At 64.6% G+C, this 21,450-nt stretch carries 15 protein-coding genes and 1 tRNA gene; 9 read left to right on the forward strand and 7 right to left on the reverse strand.

What is annotated here, in order from left to right:
- Positions 1 to 198: 198 nt before the first annotated feature.
- Positions 199 to 1,038, reverse strand: coding sequence for a metal-dependent hydrolase (locus LV28_RS31975; protein WP_028731391.1), 840 nt, complete (start codon positions 1,036 to 1,038; stop codon positions 199 to 201).
- Positions 1,039 to 1,152: 114 nt separating this feature from the next.
- Between LV28_RS31975 and LV28_RS31980 the strand changes: the two genes are divergently transcribed.
- Together LV28_RS31980 and LV28_RS31990 are read left to right on the forward strand one after the other, a co-directional pair.
- Positions 1,153 to 1,803 (forward strand): TetR/AcrR family transcriptional regulator, encoded by a 651-nt coding sequence (locus LV28_RS31980; RefSeq protein ID WP_023595146.1) that lies wholly within the window; start codon positions 1,153 to 1,155, stop codon positions 1,801 to 1,803.
- 441 nt (positions 1,804 to 2,244) lie between these two features.
- The gene (locus LV28_RS31990) at positions 2,245 to 3,462 is read left to right on the forward strand and encodes an arabinose transporter (protein ID WP_038618171.1); all 1,218 of its coding nucleotides are present in this window, start codon (positions 2,245 to 2,247) and stop codon (positions 3,460 to 3,462) included.
- On the opposite strand, the gene LV28_RS31995 is transcribed toward LV28_RS31990, so the two are convergent.
- On the reverse strand, positions 3,437 to 4,336 hold the full coding sequence (locus LV28_RS31995; protein WP_048806398.1) for a PhzF family phenazine biosynthesis protein: 900 nt from the start codon (positions 4,334 to 4,336) through the stop codon (positions 3,437 to 3,439). The two genes, LV28_RS31990 and LV28_RS31995, sit on opposite strands and share 26 nt — an antisense overlap.
- Before the next feature lie 619 nt (positions 4,337 to 4,955).
- Between LV28_RS31995 and LV28_RS32005 the strand changes: the two genes are divergently transcribed.
- Positions 4,956 to 6,266, forward strand: coding sequence for an MFS transporter (locus tag LV28_RS32005; RefSeq protein ID WP_038621312.1), 1,311 nt, complete (start codon positions 4,956 to 4,958; stop codon positions 6,264 to 6,266).
- A gap of 167 nt (positions 6,267 to 6,433) precedes the next feature.
- On the opposite strand, the gene LV28_RS32010 is transcribed toward LV28_RS32005, so the two are convergent.
- Positions 6,434 to 8,674, reverse strand: coding sequence for an NADP-dependent isocitrate dehydrogenase (locus tag LV28_RS32010; protein ID WP_038618165.1), 2,241 nt, complete (start codon positions 8,672 to 8,674; stop codon positions 6,434 to 6,436).
- Positions 8,675 to 9,311: 637 nt separating this feature from the next.
- On the opposite strand from LV28_RS32010, the gene LV28_RS32015 reads away from it, so the two are divergent.
- Both LV28_RS32015 and LV28_RS32020 read left to right on the forward strand, forming a co-directional pair.
- Positions 9,312 to 10,718: a surface lipoprotein assembly modifier gene (locus LV28_RS32015; RefSeq protein WP_023871810.1), complete on the forward strand. Its 1,407-nt coding sequence runs from the start codon at positions 9,312 to 9,314 to the stop codon at positions 10,716 to 10,718.
- Positions 10,705 to 11,958, forward strand: coding sequence for a hypothetical protein (locus LV28_RS32020; RefSeq protein WP_144347284.1), 1,254 nt, complete (start codon positions 10,705 to 10,707; stop codon positions 11,956 to 11,958). Before LV28_RS32015 ends, LV28_RS32020 begins: the two co-directional genes overlap by 14 nt.
- A 152-nt stretch (positions 11,959 to 12,110) precedes the next feature.
- Here the strand turns inward: LV28_RS32020 and LV28_RS32025 are convergent.
- The 4 genes from LV28_RS32025 to LV28_RS32040 all read right to left on the reverse strand — a co-directional run bounded on the left by LV28_RS32025 (position 12,111) and on the right by LV28_RS32040 (position 14,645).
- A tRNA-Val gene (locus LV28_RS32025) sits at positions 12,111 to 12,185 on the reverse strand.
- Positions 12,186 to 12,453: 268 nt separating this feature from the next.
- Positions 12,454 to 13,194 (reverse strand): DNA polymerase III subunit epsilon, encoded by a 741-nt coding sequence (gene dnaQ, locus LV28_RS32030; RefSeq protein WP_023871808.1) that lies wholly within the window; start codon positions 13,192 to 13,194, stop codon positions 12,454 to 12,456.
- Positions 13,195 to 13,308: 114 nt separating this feature from the next.
- Positions 13,309 to 13,755, reverse strand: a complete 447-nt coding sequence (gene rnhA, locus LV28_RS32035; protein ID WP_023595156.1) for a ribonuclease HI — start codon at positions 13,753 to 13,755, stop codon at positions 13,309 to 13,311.
- 11 nt (positions 13,756 to 13,766) lie between these two features.
- Entirely contained in the window at positions 13,767 to 14,645 is an 879-nt protein-coding gene (locus tag LV28_RS32040) for a methyltransferase domain-containing protein (RefSeq protein ID WP_023595157.1), read from the reverse strand.
- A gap of 14 nt (positions 14,646 to 14,659) precedes the next feature.
- Here LV28_RS32040 and gloB point away from each other — a divergent pair, with 14 nt between their 5' ends.
- The 4 genes from gloB to mdtD all read left to right on the forward strand — a co-directional run bounded on the left by gloB (position 14,660) and on the right by mdtD (position 21,431).
- Complete coding sequence (gene gloB, locus LV28_RS32045; protein WP_023595158.1) at positions 14,660 to 15,487, forward strand: hydroxyacylglutathione hydrolase; 828 nt, start codon at positions 14,660 to 14,662, stop codon at positions 15,485 to 15,487.
- A gap of 338 nt (positions 15,488 to 15,825) precedes the next feature.
- Entirely contained in the window at positions 15,826 to 17,499 is a 1,674-nt protein-coding gene (locus tag LV28_RS32050; protein WP_023595159.1) for a transglycosylase SLT domain-containing protein, read from the forward strand.
- Positions 17,500 to 18,016: 517 nt separating this feature from the next.
- Positions 18,017 to 19,918: a propionate--CoA ligase gene (locus LV28_RS32055; RefSeq protein ID WP_023871806.1), complete on the forward strand. Its 1,902-nt coding sequence runs from the start codon at positions 18,017 to 18,019 to the stop codon at positions 19,916 to 19,918.
- Positions 19,919 to 19,976: 58 nt separating this feature from the next.
- Positions 19,977 to 21,431 carry a multidrug transporter subunit MdtD gene (mdtD, locus tag LV28_RS32060; protein ID WP_081214965.1) on the forward strand — a complete coding sequence of 485 codons (1,455 nt, stop codon included), beginning with the start codon at positions 19,977 to 19,979 and terminating at the stop codon, positions 21,429 to 21,431.
- Positions 21,432 to 21,450: the final 19 nt, after the last annotated feature.

The raw sequence follows: 21,450 nt of genomic DNA on the forward strand, positions 1-21,450 counted from the left end.
TTGACACACTGACTTCGCTTCGCGCGGGTATCGGTGCTGCTTTGAGGCGTGATCATTATTATCAGGATGCCTCGCGCGAAATATCACGCAGCGTTGATACCCGGTATTACGTTGTTGTCGTCACAGTTCGCGGGTTAACACCGGCAGCCGACCGCTTGCCTCCCGTTGCGGTCTCCGATCGGCGTTGCGCCGCGTGCGCTAACGAATCGCCCGCCAACTGGCGTGATGCGCGGCGAGCCAATTCCGCGCGAGGCTCGGATCGCCGTGCCGGTTCGGATGAAACGACGGCGCGAGGTATTTCAGCATCGGCCCAGTGCTGCGCCAGACCACGCCGTCGCGGCCGAAGAACATCGTGGCGAATCCCCACCACGTGCGGGGCTTGAAGAGCGTGCCGTCGTGCCAGAGGTTGTTGATCGTCTGCGCGTGGCTCTCGAGCGCGAACATGACGAGCACGTAGAGATAAGTGAGCACCCGTTGGCGTTCGCTGCCGCCAAGCGCACGGTACAGATCGAACGCCACCGCCTTGTGCTCCGTTTCCTCCGCCGCATGCCAGCGCCACATCAGGCGCATTTTCGGTTCGGCGTTCGCCAGCCATCGGTCATAGCGCAATGCGCCGTCGCCGAACACCGCGGTGCAGTGCTCATACGCCGCGGTGACCGCGAGCATGTACATCGGCGAGAGTTTGCGGCGGTGGGCCCAGCGAATGCGCCGGTTCGCCCAGTTCTCCCAGTGGTTCACCAGCCCCTGCCTGGCCAGTTGCGCGTTGTACTGACCATGCAAATGGCGATGCGTGGCTTCCTGCCCGATGAATTGGGCGATGTCGGCGCGCAACGTGTCGTAGCGGGCGTCCGCCGGAAGCCGATCCATCGTGTTGCGCACCGAGTCGATGAACGACTGCTCGCCGACCGGAAAACTCATCGACAACGCGTTGTAGTACATCGTTCGATAGGCGTCGCCGCTGTGCCAGTGCCGATCGAAGCCGGCGGCCAGATCGACCGTCAGCTTGCGCACGGTCAGCGCGGAAATGTCATGGCTCATGGTGTCGTATCTCCCCGGTCGGGTTGAGGAATCGCTTGATATCCGGTGCGAATGTGAGCATTATTCATTTTTCAGGCGCCTGGCCGCAACTCGCTTCCCACTCAGATTTTCCTCATGTCCACCACCAAGCCGCCCACGTCGCCGAATGCCTCGTCCACCATGCGAAAGCGGCCGATGCAGGCTCGCGCGCAACATACCGTCGAGACCATTTTCGAGGCCACCGCTCAGGTTCTCGACGAAGAAGGCGAAGCCGCGCTCACGACCAATCGCATCGCGAGGAAGGCGGGTTTCTCCATCGGTACGCTTTATCAGTACTTCCCCACGAAGGAGGCGATCCTGCTCGCGATGATCGCGCGCGAGCGCCGGCGGGTCATGGACGAACTCAATGAGCGCATCGCGCGCGCCGCGCAAGAGGGCGCCGACCCCGAACGTGTCATTCGCGAGCGGCTGCGTGTGCTGATCGAGGCGTTCGGTGCGGGGGGGCGCGTCAAGCGTTCGCTCATCAAGATGGCGTGGCAGCTCGACCATCACGAGAACATCATGCAGGCCATGCGCGAGGCCGCGGAGCACATTGCCGTCGCCATGTCGCGGCGCGACGCGCCCGAGATGCGCCCGCCGAGTGCTGCGACCGTGTTCGTGCTCACGCGTGCCGTGATGGGCACGCTGCGCTCGGCGGCGCTCGAAGACTCGCCGTTGCTTGGCACGCCTGAATTCGAGGACGAGCTTTACCGGTTGTGCTGGGGGCTCCTGCGCGCGGACACTTGAGGCGGTCCGGGGGCCAGCCCCGTCGCCGTTGGCGCAAGGGTGTGACGCGCCTCGACTTGCCTTACGCAAAGTGCGTGGCTAGAATGCGAACTGATTTTTGGTATCCGGCGATGTGATCGGCCGGTGCCACGTAAGCGTTCACGTGAACCAACGCATACTCCGCGACAGCGGCCGGGCGATCCGGCACGTCGGTCGAGGGGCGTGCGTTCGTCGATGAACCACCGGGCAGCCCATTCGGCGCAATCCCCGGTTCTCCACGCGCCACAAGCGCCTTCTCTCCCGATTTGTCCGTACTGCCGGTTCGTTCCGATGCCTGCGTCGCGATCGTTCGCCCGCCGGCTCGCGCTCGCGCCGCGCCCATCGGTATCGATGCCCTGTCGCTTCGGTCGCCGACGTGTGCGCGGCACTCGCGTCTGCCGGCCCCTCATGGAGTCTTGACACATGCCGTCCCCCGCAACTCCGGCCGCTGACGCGACCGTCAGCGCAACAGCCCGCGCAACCGCCAGCGCAACCGCGCTGCTGCTGCGCTTCTCGCTGAACGTCTTCCTCGCATGCCTGACCATCGGCATGTCGCTGTCCGTCGTGCCGCTGTTCGTGCACGACGTTCTCGGTTTTCACAACGTCGTGGTCGGATTCGCTGTCGGCGTACAGTCGCTCGCCACGGTGCTCACGCGCAAATTCGCCGGTCGCACGGCGGATCTGCGCGGCGCCCGTGTTGCGCTGATGCGCGGGCTGACGTTTGTCGGGCTCTCCGGTGTTGCCCTGCTCGCGACCGGGCTCGTCACGCTGTCCCCCGAGCCCCGGCTGGCGGTGCTGACCGTGGCACGTTTGCTGCTGGGCGTGGGCGAGAGCCTGTGCATCACCGGCACGCTGACGTGGGCCATCGGCAGTCTGGGGGCATCGCAATCGGGGCGTGTGATGTCGTGGACCGGGGCGGCCGTCTTCAGCGGATTTGCCGTCGGCGCGCCACTCGGCCTCTCGCTTTATGGGGCTACCGCGCTCATCGGCGTGGCCATCGCGATCTGCCTGCTGCCCATCGCCGGTTGGGTCGTGATCTCGCGGATTCCCGGCGTGGCGCCGGTACATCAGACGGGGCGTGCGCTGCCGTACTCGCAGGTGTTGCGCATCGTTTTCCTGCCGGGGCTGGCGCTCGCATTGCAGGGTGTGGGTTTCGCGGTGGTCGGCGCTTTCGTGGTGCTGTACTTCGATGCGTCGCGCTGGTCCGGCGCTGCTGTCGCGCTGTCGGCCTTTGGGCTCGCGTTCGTGCTGGTGAGACTGATCGGTGGACGTTGGCCCGAGCGCTTCGGCAATCTGCGCGTGGCGCAGGCGTCGCTCGCGGTCGAAGCCGTCGGCCTGTTGCTGGTGTGGCAGGCGCCGGGCGCGTGGCTTGCGCTGGCCGGCACCGCGCTCGCCGGCGCCGGCGCATCGCTGATCTTTCCCTCGCTGGGCATCGAGGTGGTGCAGCGTGCGCCCGCCGCTAGCCGTGGCACGAGCCTGGGCACGTATGCCGCGTTTCAGGACGTCGCCATTCTCCTGACCGGGCCGCTCGCCGGCGCCGTGGCCAACCCGTTCGGCTATCGCGCGGTCTTCCTGTGCGGTGGGCTCGCGGCAGCGGTGGGCGTCATCGTCGTCGTCATATTGCGCGCACGTCGCCGCTGATCCAACAGCCCGCGGCGGCGTCGAGCGGATCGCGCAGCGTCACGGTGATCGCCGAGGCGCGTCCCATGGCGACCCCCTGGCGCACGACGACGCCGCGCTCGCCAGGGAGAAGCCAGCCGTAGCGGCGCGCGCCGTAAAGCAGTGCGGCTGCCGCGATGCCGGTCGCGGCATCTTCGGGATAGCCGGAGGCGCGCGGATACTGGCGCGCCTGCAACACCGGCAACGCGCGCCCATCGCCCACCGCCTCGCGCGCGCAAGGGTACAGACCAGTGGATGCGATGGCGTCGCACGTGGCGGCCATCGTGGCGAAGTCGGGCCGCAGCGCCTGCAATGTCGCCACGCTGCGCAGCGGCACGAGTGTCTTCACGCGACTCGTCGCCGCGTTGCAGATACCTTCCGGGGCAATATCGTCGGGCGAGATTCGCAATGTGGCGCAGATTGCCTCGATGGCGCTCGCGTCGATGACCGGCTCGGTGCGCCCCGCCGGCTGACTGACTTCGATGTGCTCGCCGTCGGCGGCCAGCCTGCCTTCGACCGGGCCACTCAGCGTCTCGATCGTGACCGGCCTGCCGTCCCAGCGTCCCGCGCGGCGCAATACCCACAACGCACCCAGCGTCGCATGACCGCACATCTCCATCTCGTGATTCGGTACGAAAAAGCGAAAGCGCCACGCCCGGTCCGGCTGCGTCGAGGCCATGACGAAGCCGCTCTCGTGGCCGTAGTGCGCCGCGACGGCGCGCATATCGCCTTCCGACATCGCGTCGGCGTCGAGCACGATCGGGGCGGGGTTGCCGCCGTCGTCTGTGGCGGGGAAGACGCTGACCAGGCAAACCGAGGCAGGTGCGGGCAGCGAGAGCGGGTTGTGGACGTTCATGATTCGACTCGAGGAAAGCGGGACAGTGGTCGACGTCGCGTGGGGCGGCATCTGTCGGGATGATGTTCCGCGCCGGCAACGCGATCGGCGTAAGGGAAGCCTTAAGGGTACGCGTGAAATCACACGTCCGTCAGGCATCGATGGCCCGCGGCGTGCCGAATCTTTCGGACGCATTTTCATCGCCACGCGGGTGTCAGGCAGCCACGTCGAATATCGGCGCGCCATCGGGGCATTGACGCGGCGCATCGTCGACCGTCCTGTCAATGGCGTTTGGCTGTCGCGCTCTTGCCGCAGTCGGGCGACTTACGATTTCGGAATGTGATCAGTGACTGAAGGACTGCTCCATATAGAGCGGTGTCCTATGGTTTACAATCGCGGCGGCCTCCCAATCACCAAATGGGATGGCCGGGTGAGAAACGTCGCGCAGGCCCTCAGGCTGGGCGCAGACGTCCGGAGACAATGTCGACGGACTCCGCGAAATCGATTCCCGCGACATGGGAATCGTGAGGTCTTCAGAGCAGTCGGGTGGGTAAGGCGGCGTGATCGGTGCGAGTGGTCCGGCGGCAGCGTTGCAGTCTTGATTCCGGCTGCATGGCAGCCGAAGTTCGAAGTGGAAACCATGAGTACTATCGCTAGCGGTACCCAACCCAGTGCGCAGTCGCGCGCGATCGAGGCGCAAGCCTACGCCAAAGCGACCTGGCGTTTGTTGCCGTTCCTTTTCCTTTGTTACGTCGCGGCGTATCTCGACCGTGTCAACGTCGGCTTCGCCAAGCTGCAGATGCTCAACGACCTTCAGTTCAGCGAGACGGTCTATGGCCTGGGCGCCGGCATCTTCTTCATCGGCTACTTTTTCTTTGAAGTGCCGAGCAACATCATCATGCACAAGGTCGGTGCGCGCCGCTGGATCGCGCGCATCATGATCTCGTGGGCGGTGCTCTCGGCGGCCACGCTGTTCGTGAAGACACCCACGCAGTTCTACGTCGTGCGTTTTCTGCTCGGCGTGGCCGAGGCGGGCTTCTTCCCCGGCATCGTGCTGTACCTGACCTACTGGTTCCCGGCGCAGCGTCGCGGTCGCATGAACGCGCTGTTCATGATCGGCATTCCCGTCGCGGGCGTGTTCGGCGGTCCGCTCTCGGGCTGGATTCTCGCGGCATTCAATGGCGTGGGCGGCTGGGCCGCCTGGCAATGGCTGTTCTTCATCGAAGCCATTCCGTCGGTGATTCTCGGCGTGATCACGCTCATGTATCTGCCGAACGGCATTCGCGCTGCCACTTGGCTCACCGAAGACGAAAAGGCCGTTCTGGAGCACAACATCGCGCAGGACAGCGCGGGCAAGGTGCAGCACTCGGTCGCGTCGGTGTTCGCGAACGGTCGCGTGTGGCTCATGGCCGCGATTTACTTCTGCTGCATGATGGGCCTATATGGCATTGGCTTTTATCTGCCGACGCTAATCAAGGCCAGCGGCGTGAAGAGCGCGCTGGACGTGGGGCTGCTTACCGCCATTCCCTACGCCTGCGCCGTGCTCAGCATGATCGTCGTGGCGCGCAGCTCGGACCGCACGCGCGAGCGCCGCTGGCACTTCGCCGTGGTGTCGCTTGCCGGGGCCGTGGGCCTGTACCTGAGCACGGTCTGGGGCAACAATGTCCCGCTCGCCATGGTGGCGCTGTCGGTCGGCACGGCCGGCATGCTGGCCACGATGCCGGTGTTCTGGACGTACCCGAGCGCGCTGCTCGTCGGCGGCTCGGCTGCTGCCGCCATCGGCATGATCAACTCGATCGGCAACCTGGCCGGTTTCGTGAGCCCGTTCGTCATCGGCTGGCTCAAGGACGTGACGCAAAGCACCAACGCCGGCATGTACTGCGTGTCGGCCGCGCTCGCCTTGGGGGCCGTGCTGGCGCTCACGCAATCGAAGGCGCAGGTCAACCGCTGAAACGCTTCAGAGCACGGTGATGGCGGCAGCGGTGCCAATGCCGCCGATGTCGCCAATGTCGCCTTTGTCGTGCGTGGTCCGTGAAATAGAAAAAGCCGGCGTTCGCCGGCTTTTTCATTGGATGCTGCGGGGCGGTCGTGCCGACCCGCCCTCGATCGCTTTCGCGCTTACGCCGTCGCGACGCTTGCCAGCGCGGCGTTGAACGTCTTGCTCGGGCGCATGACTTGCTCGAGCTTGTCGAAGTCGGGCTTGTAGTAGCCACCGATGTCGGCCGGCTTGCCTTGTACTTCGGCGAGTTCGGCCACGATCGTCTTCTCGTTCTCGGCCAGTCGCTTGGCCAGCGGCGCGAAGCGCTGGGCCAGCTCGGCGTCTTCCTTCTGCTCGGCGAGTTCCTGTGCCCAGTACATCGACAGATAGAACTGGCTGCCGCGATTGTCGAGCTCGCCGGTCTTGGGCGACGGGCCCTTGTTGTTGTCCAGCAGCTTGCCGGTTGCCGCGTCGAGCGTCTTGGCGAGGATCTTGGCGCGGTTGTTGCCCGTCTTGATACCGAGGTCTTCCAGCGACACGGCCAGCGCCAGGAATTCACCCAGCGAGTCCCAACGCAGGTGATTCTCCTCGATCAGTTGCTTGACGTGCTTCGGTGCCGAGCCGCCGGCGCCCGTTTCGTACATGCCGCCACCGGCCATCAGCGGCACGATCGACAGCATCTTGGCGCTGGTGCCCAGCTCCATGATCGGGAAGAGGTCGGTCAGGTAGTCGCGCAGAATGTTGCCGGTCACCGAAATGGTGTCCAGGCCGCGGATCACGCGCTCGAGCGTGTAACGCATGGCGCGCACTTGCGACATGATCTGGATATCGAGGCCGGTGGTGTCGTGGTCCTTCAGGTACGTCTCGACCTTCTTGATCAGTTCGGCTTCGTGCGGACGGTACGGGTCGAGCCAGAAGACGGCCGGCATGCCCGAGTTGCGAACGCGGTTCACCGCGAGCTTTACCCAGTCGCGGATCGGGGCGTCCTTGACCTGGCACATGCGCCAGATGTCGCCGGCTTCTACATTCTGCGAGAGCAGCACTTCGCCCGTGGCGATGTTGACGATGTTCGCCACGCCGTCTTCGACGATTTCGAACGTCTTGTCGTGCGAGCCGTACTCTTCTGCCTTCTGCGCCATGAGGCCGACGTTCGGCACCGTGCCCATGGTGGTCGGGTCGAATGCGCCGTTCGTCTTGCAGAAGTTGATGATTTCCTGGTAAATGCGGGCGAACGTGCTCTCCGGGATCACGGCCTTGGTGTCCTTCGGACGGCCGTCGGCACCCCACATCTTGCCGCCCAGGCGGATCATGGCCGGCATCGAGGCATCGACGATCACGTCGTTCGGTGCGTGCAGGTTCGAGATGCCCTTGGCCGAGTCGACCATCGCCAGTTCCGGACGGTGCTCGTGGCAGGCGTGCAGATCGCGGATGATCTCTTCACGTTGCGTGCTCGGCAGCGCCTCGATTTTCTCGTACAGGTTCACGAGGCCGTTGTTGACGTTCACGCCCAGTTCGTCGAACAGCTTGCCGTGCTTCTCGAAGGCTTCCTTGTAGAAGATCTTCACGGCGTGGCCGAACACGATCGGGTGCGAGACCTTCATCATGGTGGCCTTCACGTGCAGCGAGAACATGACGCCGGTCTTGCGGGCGTCTTCCATCTGTTCTTCGTAGAACTCGCACAGCGCCTTCTTGCTCATGAACATGCTGTCGATGATTTCGCCGTCGAGCAGCGAGACCTTCGGCTTGAGCACGATGGTCTTGCCGCTCTTCGTCACGAGTTCCATGCGCACGTCGCAAGCCTTGTCGATCGTCATCGACTTTTCGCCGTGGTAGAAGTCGCCGTGCTTCATGTGCGCCACGTGAGTGCGCGAAGCCATGCTCCATTCGCCCATGCTGTGCGGATGCTTCTTGGCGTAGTTCTTCACGGCCAGCGGGGCGCGGCGATCCGAATTGCCTTCGCGCAGCACCGGGTTCACGGCCGAGCCCAGGCACTTCGAGTAGCGCTTCTGGATGGCCTTCTCTTCGTCGGTCTTCGGGTCTTCCGGATAGTCCGGCACCTTGTAGCCCTTCGATTGGAGCTCCTTGATGGCGCTCTGCAACTGGAACACCGAAGCGCTGATGTTCGGCAGCTTGATGATGTTGGTGTCCGGATCCTGCGTGAGGCGGCCCAACTCGGCGAGGTTGTCCGGCACGCGCTGTTCTTCCGTCAGGAATTCGGGGAATTCGCCGAGGATACGACCTGCCACCGAGATGTCGCTCGTCTCGATCGCCACGCCGGCCGGCGCGGTGAACGTGCGAATGATCGGGAGGAAGGCGCCGGTGGCCAGAAGCGGTGCTTCGTCGGTCAGGGTGTAGATGATGCTGGATTGCTGCGTACTCATCGCTGGTCTCGGATTCAAGAATCAGGAAAAGGTGGGGGAACGCCGCCGACTGGGGTGACAGTCCGCTAGCCATGACAAATTCTCTCGATTGTGACACGGGTCAGGGGCAAAACTGAAATGCCTTTTCGTAATGTGAATGCGTCAGTCTTATATAAGACTGGCTCTGAAGGCCCCGTCATATCGTGGAAATCCCCGTCGCGCGGGGCACGGGTCGCGCCACGCCCCGGCGGGAAGTTGGATCGGTATGTGGTTAAATTGATCGAATTTTAGTTTTGATTTAAAAAATCTATTGATGTTGCGATGTCGCGCATGCATTTCCGCGGGGCATGCGCCGCGACTGCGTAGTGTCGCTCGCAGCCGGTGCGTACGGTTGGGGGGGGCTCTCGGTCTGCCGCTTGCCATGGCTGGGCGGTTGCGCTCTAATGGCGCCCAGCGCCGACCTTGGGAAGCCGCCAACGGTTCCCATGCGCAGTCCTCCCCCCGTTTGCTGTGCCGCGCGCGCTCCCTCGCTGCCGTCATCAGAAGAATGAAAACGCAGCATGGTGGTATTCGACCGTAGCGCACAAAACCAATCATTGTTCCGCGAGCGTCGTCGGGCATGCATGCCCGATGCCTCGCCGTACCGGGGAATCACTGCATGTCTGTTTCAACGCTTCGCCGAAGTGCGCTTGCCGCAGCGGTGCTCGGTGCCGTTCTGACGCATGGCGCGTATGCCGCGGGCACGCTCGTCGCAGACGGCACTGCCGCTGTCGGCGGGCCGCCTGCCTCGTCGTCCGACGCGGGAAACGCCGCGATCTCCGAGGCTCGCGCGCTGATGCGCGCCAAATCGCCCGCACGGGCCTACGCGTTGCTGGCGCCGCTGGAGAGCCGTCTGGCGGGCGACGGCGAATATGACTACCTGCTGGGTATCGCTGCCGCGGACAGTCATCACCTCGAGGTTGCCGAGCGCGCACTCAAACGCAGCGTGGCGGCGCGTCCTGGCGATGGTCCGGCTCACCTCGAACTGGCGCGCACCTATTTTCTGCTCGGGCAGCGCGATAACGCGAGACGCGAGTTCGAGGGGGTGGCCGCGGGCGAGGTCCCCGAGGGTGTGCGTCCGGTCATCGAGGCCTACCTGAACGCGATCAATGCGCCTGCGGGCGCGCGTACGTCCTGGACCGGCTACGTGCAGGGCAACGTCGGGCACGATACCAATGCCAACAACGCGACGACGAATTCCGCGATCGCGATTCCGGCACTGGGCGGCTTGATGTTCGTCCTCGACGGCGCCTCGCGCGGAACGCCGGCGAACTTCGGCGACATCAGTGGCGGGCTAGGCGTGCGACATGCCGTGACGGACAACCTGGTGGTGTCGGCATCGGGAGAGGTCGATGTGCGCACCTACGCCGATAAGGCGCGCGCCTTCGATCAGGGCAGCTATTTGCTTCAACTGGGCGCGAACTGGTTGTCCGGGCCGAACAATTTCGGACTTCAGTACGCCAACCAGCACATGTGGGTCGATTCGGAGAGCTACCGCAATCTCAACGGCTTCACCGCGCAGTGGACGCGCGATCTTGGCAGCGACCTTCAGGTGGCGACGTTCGCGCAGTACACGCCGATTCGCTACATGGGCACGAATGCGCGCGACGTGAATCGCGCCATCGTTGGCGCGTCGATCGTCAAGGGATTCTCGTCGGTCTATGGCGCGCCGGTCGCTTATGCCTCGCTGTACGCGGGGCGAGAAAAGCCCAAGGACGACTTGTCCGCCGCGTTCGGCAATCGGCTGTGGGGCGCGCGACTCGGCGGCGAATGGCACGTGATGCCGGATCAACTGCTGTTCGCCAGCGCTAGCATCGAGCGACGCAACTACGACACGCTCGACAGTTTGTTTCTCGTGGAGCGCAGCGACCGTCAGCTTGACGTGAGGGCTGGCTATTCGTACTTCGTGACGAAGGCGTTTTCGATCACGCCGCAATTCAGCTTCACGCGGAATGGCTCCAGCCAGCCGCTGTACCAGTACCACCGAAGTGTCTACGAGGTCGTGGCTCGCTATGACTTCCGCTGATCTCAATCCTCACGCCGATCCGGAGCGATCGATCATGACATTCATCGTGTTGTCGGGGCCTCGTCGGGCCTTGCGTTTTCCCGCACGCCGCGCTGCGCAATGGAGCGCCATCGCATCGGCGGTGGCTTCTTTCGTCATCCCGCAGGCCAGAGCGCAGAGTGGAGGGCTCGACTTCTCGCGATTCCTGCCGCAGCCGGTGGTGTCAGCTTCAGGAGGCACTGCTGCGAGTGCTGTGCCGGGTGGGGCGAGTCCGGGTCTCTATGTCGAGGTGCTCGGTGGCGCGATCGTCGTGAGCAATGGTGGTGGATCGCCGCTTTTCTCGGCCGGGCAATTCGGCTTCACGCCCAATTTCAGCGTGCCGCCGGTCGTGCTTCCGCAGAATCCGGGAATCCTTTTCACGCCGCCCCCGATATTTTCGGCAACGGGTTCGCCGACGCAGCCCACACCGGCTACAGGGCCTGTCGTGCTGTTGCCGACGCCACGGCCGCCCGCCGCCGAGCTTCCGCCGGTCTTGACGCCCCCGGTTGTGACGCCGCCGGTGCTCCCACCACCCGTCGTGCTGACCAGCGGCGCGGGGTATTACATGATGAACTGGGGCTCGGACGGTATCGCAAGTCTTGGCACGGGCACGGCGACCTTCAATGCCGCGAGCGAGATGACGAAGTTCGTGGGGTCGGACATGCCGTTCAATGTCGTGTCGGCCGTGACGGTCGCCGACGCGGGCAAACTGGACGATCTGGGCTGGGGGCGCTGGACGGCGGGCACGATATCCGATCACGGCGAGACGATCGATTTGTCGACGTGGAGTTCGGGCATGCCTTATATCGTTGGCAAGCCCACGCTGGATGCGAATCTGCCGATCTCGGGCACGATGACGTACGCGCTCGCCGGCGCAACGAAGGCTATCGACAGAATTTCCGGTGCGACCGGCACGTTGACGGGATCGCTGAGCATCGCGTTCCAGAATGCGCGCTACGACGTCACGCCGAATCTGAATATCGCCATGCCCGGGCAGACTTACGCGACCGGCGCCGGCATGACGGTGGTTGGCCCGGACGGTGCGCGTGCAACGTTCGACACGATGACGCAAAACGTCTCGGGCGGCGCGTGTGTCGGCGGCGCTTGTACGTTTTCGACGCAAGGCGTGCTGACCGGCGCGGCGGCGAACAATGCGGGCATCGTGTACTCGCTCTCGGGCCCTGAGATTCGGGTAACGGGGGCGGCGGGGTTCAAGCGCTGAGGTGCGAGGTGTGGTGCAGGGCAGGGGAGGTGCGCTCGCATTGAAGCGGGCGTCCGTCTCGTCGTTGCGGCATGCGGAATGGATCGCGCGCGATCCCTGCGATACCGACGCAGAATGCAAAAAGGGCCGACGTATCGTCGGCCCTTCGAATCTGGTGGGTGGTACAGGGATTGAACCTGTGACCCCTGCCGTGTGAAGGCAGTGCTCTACCGCTGAGCTAACCACCCAAATCATTAACTAAATCAATGATTTAGTGTTGATTGCTGAAGTCTTTCCTTCGCAATCAGGAGCAGAACTTTAACTGTTTTCGTAGAAGTCTGCAACCTTTCTTTTCAATCTTGTTTTGCTGCCGCCGTGACGATATCTCTCGATCACTTCACGCCGTTTCTCGCGATGACTCGCAAGCAGCAAAGACAGCGATTATAGGGATGTTTTCTTCGCTTGGGAAGGGCTCCGTGCAATTTTTTCGCGGATACCTCGCGAATCCCTGTCATGTCACGCAGCCGGCGTCGCTTCACCTTCCGGCGCTGCCGGTTCCGTGCGCCAGACGCATGTCCCTTTGATGCCCTTGTCGATGCCGTCGAGTACCGCGCCGTGCAGTGCGATCTCTTCAGCCGCCGCGAGGATGACCGGCAGTTCGAATTGACGCAGCGAGATCTTTTCGCGATGTGCGCCCGCGTCGCTTTCGTCGCCGTCGCCCGAATCGATGACCAGGCTCTCCTGACCGCGGGTCATCGCCAGGTACACGTCGGCGAGCAGTTCTGCGTCGAGCAGTGCGCCGTGCAACGTACGATGCGCATTGTTCACGCCAAGACGTTCGCACAGCGCATCCAGCGAGTTGCGCCGACCAGGGAACATCTCCCGCGCACGCAGCAGCGTGTCGATCAGGCCGGAGCAGTGCTCCATGAAAGGCGGCCAGCCGAGGCGCCCGAACTCCATGTCGAGAAAGCCCAGGTCGAACGCGGCGTTGTGAATGATGATTTCGGCGCCGCGGCAATACTCGCGCAGCTCTTCCGCAATCTCCGCGAACTTGGGCTTGTCGGAGAGGAATTCCGTCGTCAGGCCGTGCACCGCCAGTGCCCCCGGATCGCTGTCGCGCTCGGGGTTGATGTAGAAATGCAGGTTGTTGCCGGTCAGGCGGCGATTGACCAGTTCGACGCAACCGATCTCCAGCAGACGGTCCCCCGTCTTCGGGTTCAGCCCGGTGGTTTCGGTATCGAGGATCAGTTGTCGCATGATGTTTCGGTAGTTGGCTCGTACTTTCGGAATTGGCACGCGCAGCCGTATGGTCTCACGGACCGCCGGACTGACGAACTCGCGCAACGCGCGGTCGCTCGCCCGCGTGCAAGGTCACCCGCGCCGCAGACTCTCCACGCCGCGATTGGCCAGTTGGTCGGCGGCTTCATTGCCGTCGTGTCCCGCGTGACCTTTCACCCAGCGCCAGTCGATCTCGTGCTTCTGAGAGACGGCGTCGAGTTCCTGCCACAGGTCGGCGTTCTTCACGGGCTCCTTCGCGGCGGTCTTCCAGCCTCGGGCCTTCCAGCCGTGAATCCATTCGCTGATGCCCTTTTGCACGTACTGCGAATCGGTATGCAGCACGACATGGCACGGCTTGTTCAACGCTTCGAGCGCGCGAATGACGGCAAGCAGCTCCATGCGGTTATTGGTCGTATTCGGCTCGCCGCCGAACATTTCCTTGCGGTGTTTGCCGGCAACGAGCAGGGCGCCCCAACCGCCGGGGCCGGGATTGCCTTTGCAGGCACCGTCGGTATAGATCTCAACTTGCGGCAAGGTCATCTCTCAAACGATCAGTCGGACACTTCGGTCGCTTCGGCCATCTGGCGGTGCGTGGTGTTCGGTGTGGCCACCGGCGCCGCCGCGGGCTGGAGCGCGAGTATACGCTTGCGGACCTTGCCGACCAAGCGCATGCCACGCACACGCTTCACCGCGCGAACCCCGTACAAGGCGCCGAAGATCGGCCACCAGCGATCGCCGGCGGACTCCATGAACTCGAAGCGTTGCAGCCAGTGATCGCCGCGCAGCGGCGGCCGGTAGCACCCGAAGCGGCCACGGTCGATGTCGAACGACAGCAGCTTGAGCCAGTCCTTCAGGCGAGTGAAGGCGATGAGGTCGGCGCCCGGGGGCAGAAACGGCGCGCCCGCCAGACGTCCCAGCTCTTCGCGCGCGCCCCACAGGCTCAGGTTGTTGAAGCCGGTGATGATGACCTGTCCCTCGGGCACGAGAATGCGCTCGACTTCGCGCAGGATGTCGTGCGGGTTCTCGGCGAACTCGAGCACGTGCGGCAGCACAACGAGGTCGGTGCTGGCCGTGGCAATCGGCAATTCGTCGAATCGACTCACCAGGATGTCGCGCGCCACCATCTCGGATGCGATGGGCGTGGCGCCGTCCGCCGCCGTCGCGCACGTGGTCGTATCGGTCGTGTCGCTCGCGGCCTTGGTCATGAGCGTGGGGGCCTCTGGCCCCCGTGCGGCGGGTAGCACGAGCCCTCGGTAGGGCATGCGGTTCTCGCGCAGCGTATCGAGCTCGGGACGGCCCAGCTGCAACGCGTGATAGCCGAACAGATCCCCGACCCATTGATCGAAGAGGGCCTGTTCCCATGCGAGCGCGTAGCGGCCTGGCGGTGAGACGAGCCAGACGGGCCAGTCTATAATCGGACGTTCTGACATGGTGGCGAGTATATATGGATGCGCACGCAGATGCGGCAAGTGGGCAGTCGGCCGGAACACTGACCGTCTTTCCCGTCCCCGCGTTCCAGGACAATTATCTCTGGGTCATCGACAACGGCAAAGACGCTGTTGTCGTCGACCCCGGCGACGCCGATCCCGTGCTCGCCTATCTCGAATCGCGCGGCCTCACGCTGCGCGCCATTCTCATCACCCACAAGCATGCGGATCACGTCGGCGGCGTGGGCACGTTGCTGCGGCATTTCAATGTGCCGGTGCACGGCCCGGCGCGTGAAGCCATCGCGGGCGTCGATCATCCCCACGCGGGCGGCGACACGGTGCACATCGCGGCGCCGGCCATGACGCTGGAGGTCATCGATGTCCCCGGCCACACGTCCGGCCACGTCGCCTACTTCCTCGGCGCGGGCGCGGCGGGCGTGCCGCGGCTGTTCTGCGGCGATACGTTGTTTTCGTGCGGATGCGGGCGCCTCTTCGAGGGCACGCCGGCGCAAATGCTCGCATCGCTCGACAGGCTCGCGGCGCTGCCGCCGGCCACGCTCGTGCATTGCACCCACGAGTACACCCTGTCGAACATTCGCTTCGCGCTGGCCGTCGATCCGGACAACGAGGCACTCGCCGCCTGGCATCAGGAGGCCACGGCGCTGCGCGCGGCAGGGCGTCCCACGCTGCCCACCACGCTCGCCCAGGAGCGGGTGACGAACCCGTTCCTGCGCAGCGACGCACCGGCGGTCGTCGCGGCCGCCGAGCGGCACGCCGGGCGCACGTCGCTGTCTCGGGAGGCGGTATTCGCCGCCATCCGCGGCTGGAAAGACAACTTCCGTTGATCGAGAGCGCGTCGCACTGTCAACAGCGCGACGCGCGATGACATCTGCCGCATTGCGGACGTTGACACATGTCGGCTCGTCTGCTCACCCCTGATTCATTGCCCCACACGTGATGTTTCGGAGTCATATCGATGGCATCGCGCATGCGATCCGAGCGTACCTTCCGTGTGTCGTTGCGACCACATCTCGTGGGTTCCCGGTCGGGGATAACCCTTAAATTTCGGCCATTTTGATGAGATTTTTGCAAAAAAATTAGGCAGAAAGGTTGACGCATCTGAAGGGTTTCCTTACCATCCTTGCCAATTTCATGAAGATGTAACCCCATTCGAGCCCGATCAATGCGACTTATCGTTAGCTTGTTACTGACGCTGCTTCTGGCGGCTTGCGCCAGCACAGCGCCGACCACAGGTGCGTCGAATACGACTCCCGATGCGCAGAGCAAGTCGCCTCTCGCCTCGACCGCAAAAGGCAAACAACGCGTTTCGAGCGATCAGACCATCGACCTCGACAACGACTCGATCAACGATCTGGCCTACGGCAGCGACGACGCCGATCTCTGGTCACGTATCCGCCACGGCTTTGCCATCCCCGATCTCGACACCGACCTCGCGCAGGACCGCACGCAGTGGTACGCGCAGCGCCCCGAGTATGTCGAGCGCATGATCGACCGGTCGAGCAAGTACCTGTTCCATATCGTCGAAGAACTCGAGCGCCGTCATATGCCGACGGAACTTGCGCTGCTGCCGTTCGTGGAAAGCGCTTACAACCCGCAGGCGCTCTCCACGGCGAAGGCGGCCGGCATGTGGCAGTTCATTCCCAGTACCGGCAAGACGTACAACCTCAAGCAGAACATGTGGCAGGATCAGCGCCGCGATGTGCTCGCATCGACGACCGCCGCGCTCGACTATCTGTCGAAGCTCTACGCGATGTTCGGCGACTGGCACTTGGCGCTTGCCGCGTACAACTGGGGCGAAGGCAACGTGCAGCGCGCCATCGACCGCAATCAGGCGCAGGGGCTGCCGACCGACTACCTGAGCCTGCGCATGCCGACCGAAACGCGCTACTACGTGCCGAAGCTGCAGGCGATCAAGAACATCATCGCGCACCCCGACGTCTACAGCGTCAAGCTGCCGGACATTCCGAATCACCCGTATTTCGTTAGCGTGACGACCAAGCGCGACATCGACGTGGCGCTCGCCGCCAAGCTCGCCGATCTGCCGCTCGACGAATTCCGCGCGCTCAACCCGTCGTTCCGCAAGCCTGTGATCCTGGGCGCCGGGCAGCCGCAGATCCTGTTGCCGTTCGACAGTGCGGAAGTGTTTCAGCGTCGTTTGAAGAGTTACGACAAGCCGCTCTCGAGCTGGACGACCTACACCTCGTCTTCGCGCGAGCGTCCGGAAGACGTTGCCCGCAAGCTCGGTGTCGACGCCGCGGTGATCCGCTCCGTCAACAACATCGCGCCGCGCATGCGCCTGAAGGCGGGCTCGACGCTGCTGGTGCCGCGCTCTGACGACATCGACCAGGACATCAGCCCGTCCGTGGCGAGCAATGCCGTGCTGGCGCTGGAGCCGGACCTGCCGGATACGCGCAAGATCATGGTGCGTGCGCGCAAGCGCGACACGCTCGCTGCCGTCGCGTCGCGCAGTGGCGTGAGCGTCGCGCAGATCAAGAGCTGGAATCGTCTGCGCAGTGACAGGCTCACGTCGGGCCAACTGCTGGTGCTTCACGTGCCGGTCAAGGACGCTTCGCGTGTTGCCGCTGCATCGGCGCCTGCCGCAAAGGACGACGAGGAAGCGCCGCGCACGCGCATGGTGCGTGGCAAGAACGGCAAAATGATTCGCGTGGTCGACCATCGACCCGCCGCCAAGCCGGCGAAGGTGGCCGCCAGCAGCAAGGCCGCTCCGGCCAGGACGACTGGCAAGACCGCCAAGGCGTCGGCAAAGGCGGTGACCAGGACCGCGAAGGCGCCAGCGAAGGCCTCGACCAAGGTCACCAAAACGGCCCAACGCTGAAGTCGTCCCCGGGCTCTGGCGAACGGTGATCGATCCGATATCGTTCGCTCGTCAATGGTCCGGAGCCCATAGACAACCCCGCATCAAATCGAGCGCCCGTGAGGATTCCCTCACGGGCGCTTTCTTTTGCGCGTCGACGGCACGTTGGCCAACGCCTTATGCGTGCGTGAGCGCCTCCGGGCTTCGCGTCATCTCGCCACGCGCGTGAACAGGCGATGCCGACGACTTACCGGTGCGCGCTGCCGACGTTCGCGCATCGGCGTAATCCCCTAGCGTTTGCGCGGGGGCGCGTGCGTCCACGGTAAGCCTTCCGTAAGCGTCAACGCGCACACTGAACGCGAGGCACGTGACCCGTGCCCGACGATTTCATTGCACCGAAGCGAATTGCCGTTCGATGGCCAAACGCCGTCGACCCAGCCGGCCCGATCCGGCGCCGCGCAGCCAGGTCCGACCCACCGTCGACATCGCCCGGGGGAGGGGGCCGCGTGAGCTCATCAAATACATGCAAGGAGACACCATGACTTCGTACGCGTCATTTCACGCCCGCTCGATCGCCCCTGACTCACGCGAGGCCTTCTGGGAGGAACAGGCCAGCCTGATCGACTGGGAGACGCCCTTCACGCGGGTGCTCGATTACGACAAGCCGCCGTTCGCGCGCTGGTTCGTGGGCGGGCGTACCAATCTTTGCCACAACGCCGTCGATCGCCACCTGCCGTCGCGTGGCACGCAGAATGCCCTGATCTGGGTCTCGACCGAGACCGGGCAGGAGCGCGTCTATACGTACGACGAGCTTGCGGCGGAGGTGAACCGCATGGCGGCGTCGCTGCAATCGTTGGGCGTGGGTCGCGGCGAGCGGGTGCTGATCTACATGCCGATGGTGCCCGAGGCGCTGTTCGCCATGCTGGCATGCACGCGGCTTGGCGCAATTCACTCGGTCGTTTTCGGGGGCTTCGCCTCGGTGAATCTCGCCGCGCGCATCGACGACGCGCAGCCGAAGGTCATCGTCTCGGCCGACGCCGGCTCGCGCAACGGCAAGGTCGTCCCGTACAAGCCGCTGCTCGACGAGGGCATCGAACTCGCACGGCACAAGCCGTCGAGCGTGCTGCTCATCGATCGTGGCCTGGCCGAAATGACGCGCGTGCCCGGTCGCGACGTCGACTACGCGCCGCTGCGCGAACAACATCTCGACGCTTTCGTCGCGTGCGAATGGCTCGAATCGAGCGAGCCGTCGTACGTGCTCTACACGTCCGGCACCACGGGCAAGCCCAAGGGGGTGCAGCGCGACACCGGCGGATACGCCGTGGCACTCGCCTCGTCGATGCAGCACATCTTCTGCGCCCGGCCGGGCGACACGATGTTCTGCGCGTCGGACATCGGCTGGGTCGTCGGGCACAGCTACATCGTATACGCGCCGTTGCTCGCGGGCATTGCAACGGTCATGTACGAGGGCACGCCGATTCGTCCGGACGGCGGCATCTGGTGGCGCATCGTGGAGAAGTACAAGGTCACGCAGCTCTTCACCGCGCCCACGGCCATTCGGGTGCTCAAGAAGCAGGACCCGGCATACCTGACGCAATACGATCTGTCCTCGCTGCGGCTGATTTTCCTGGCCGGGGAGCCGCTCGACGAGCCGACCGCACGCTGGCTCACCGATGGCGTCGGCAAGCCCGTCGTGGACAATTACTGGCAGACCGAGACGGGCTGGCCGATCCTCGGCATGGCGCGCGGCGTGGAGGTGTTGCCGGGCAAGCTGGGGTCGCCGGGCAAGCCGGTGTATGGCTATGACGTGAAGCTCGTCGACGAGGTCACGGGCGAGGACTGCGGGCCGAATCAGAAGGGCGTGCTGGCCATCGAAGGACCGCTGCCGCCCGGATGCATGAGCACGGTGTGGGGCGACGACGCGCGTTTCGTCAAGACGTATTGGGAGACGGTGCCGGGGCGGATGCTTTACTCGAGCTTCGACTGGGGCGTGCGCGACGACGACGGCTATTACTTCATTCTCGGGCGCACCGACGACGTGATCAACGTGGCCGGGCACCGGCTGGGCTCGCGCGAGATCGAGGAGAGCATCGCGAGCCATCCGGCCGTGGCCGAGGTGGCGGTGATCGGCGCGCAGGATGCGCTCAAGGGGCAGGTGGCGATGGCGTTCGCCGTGCTGCGCCAGCCGGAGCTGGCAGCCACGCCAGAGGCGCGCATGGCGCTCGAGGGCGACGTGATGAAGACGGTCGACAGACAACTGGGCGCGGTGGCGCGTCCGGCGCGCGTGTTCTTCGTCTCGATGCTGCCGAAGACCCGCTCCGGCAAGCTCCTGCGCCGGGCGATCCAGGCGATCTGCGAAGGCCGCGAAACGGGCGACCTCATCACGATCGAAGATCCGGCGGCGCTCGAACAGGTACGTGACGCGGTCAAAGCGGTGTAGTAGGGTCATGGGGTTCCGGGGGCTGGCGCAGCTCCCATGACCCCGATTGCCCCTCGACATGACCTCATCCCAACCGGCCGCCTGGCGGCAAAAGGCGATGCTGCTCGTGGTCTCCGTCGGCTTTTTCATGCAGACGCTGGACTCGACCATCGTGAACACCGCATTGCCCGCCATGGCGCGCGACCTCGGCCAGTCGCCGCTGCACATGCAGGCGGTGGTCATCGCCTACGCCCTGACCATGGCGGTGACGATTCCGATATCCGGATGGCTGGCCGATCGGTTCGGCACGCGCGTCGTCTTCTCCAGCGCATTGACCATTTTCTCCATCGGCTCGGCGATGTGCGCCTATTCCGGAACGCTCGACGCGCTGGTCGCCTGGCGTGTGGTGCAGGGCTTCGGCGGCGCGATGCTGCTGCCCGTGGGGCGGCTCGCCGTACTGCGCACGTTCCCGCGCGAGCGGTATCTCCAGGCGCTGGCGTTCGTCGCCGTGCCGGGCATGATCGGTCCGCTCATCGGCCCGACGCTCGGCGGCTGGCTCGTGAAGGTGGCTTCGTGGCACTGGGTGTTTCTCATCAACGTGCCAGTCGGGGCCGCGGGGTGTCTCGCCGCGCACTTCTTTCTGACGAATGCCCGCGCGCCCCACACGGCACCCTTCGATGTCAAGGGGTACCTGCTGCTCACCGTGGGTATGGTGGCGACGTCGCTGGCGCTGGACCGGCACGCCGACATCGCCGGTGCGCATGCGCTGATGCTGGTGTTGCTCGTGCTGGGCTTCGCCGGCTTCGTTGCCTACGGCCTCTATGCGAACCGCGCCCCGCAGCCACTGTTCTCGCTCGCCATGTTTCGCGTGCACACGTTCAGCGTCGGGTTGCTCGGCAATCTGTTCGCGCGAATCGGCATCGCGGCGGTGCCGTATCTCGTTCCGCTGCTCTTGCAGGTCAGTCTGGGCTACACCGCTTTCGAGGCGGGGTTGCTGATGCTGCCGATCACCCTCGCGGGGATCTTCGCCAAGGGTCTGGCGACGCGGCTGGTGATGCGCTTCGGCTATCGCCCGGTGCTGGTCTGGAACACGATCCTCGCCGGCGGCGTGATGGCGAGTTTCGCGCTCGTCACGCCGCACTATCCGGTGCCGCTGCTGGTTGTTCAACTCGGCATTCTCGGCGGCATCAACTCGGTGCAGTTCACGGCCATGAACACGCTTACGCTCAAGGACCTGAATCCGGACGATGCGAGCGGCGGCAACAGTCTGTTCTCGCTCGTGCAGATGCTGGCGATGAGCTTCGGGCTGACCGTCGGCGGCGCGTTGCTGGTGACGTTTACCGGTGCCTTCGGCGAGCATGCGGGCGTGGGTGCGCTGCCCGCGTTTCGCGCAACCTTCGCGTGCGTCGGCCTGATCACCTGCTGCTCGGCGTGGATCTTCGGTCAACTGACGGATCGTGAACAGCGCGCGACCGACGATGGCGACGCCCAGGCGCGCGCCGTCACGTCCGCGCCGCCGCCGCCGGCGCACTAGCGGCGGCGCGCGGCGTTCC

The sequence above is a fragment of the Pandoraea pnomenusa genome (assembly GCF_000767615.3).
Classification (GTDB): domain Bacteria; phylum Pseudomonadota; class Gammaproteobacteria; order Burkholderiales; family Burkholderiaceae; genus Pandoraea; species Pandoraea pnomenusa.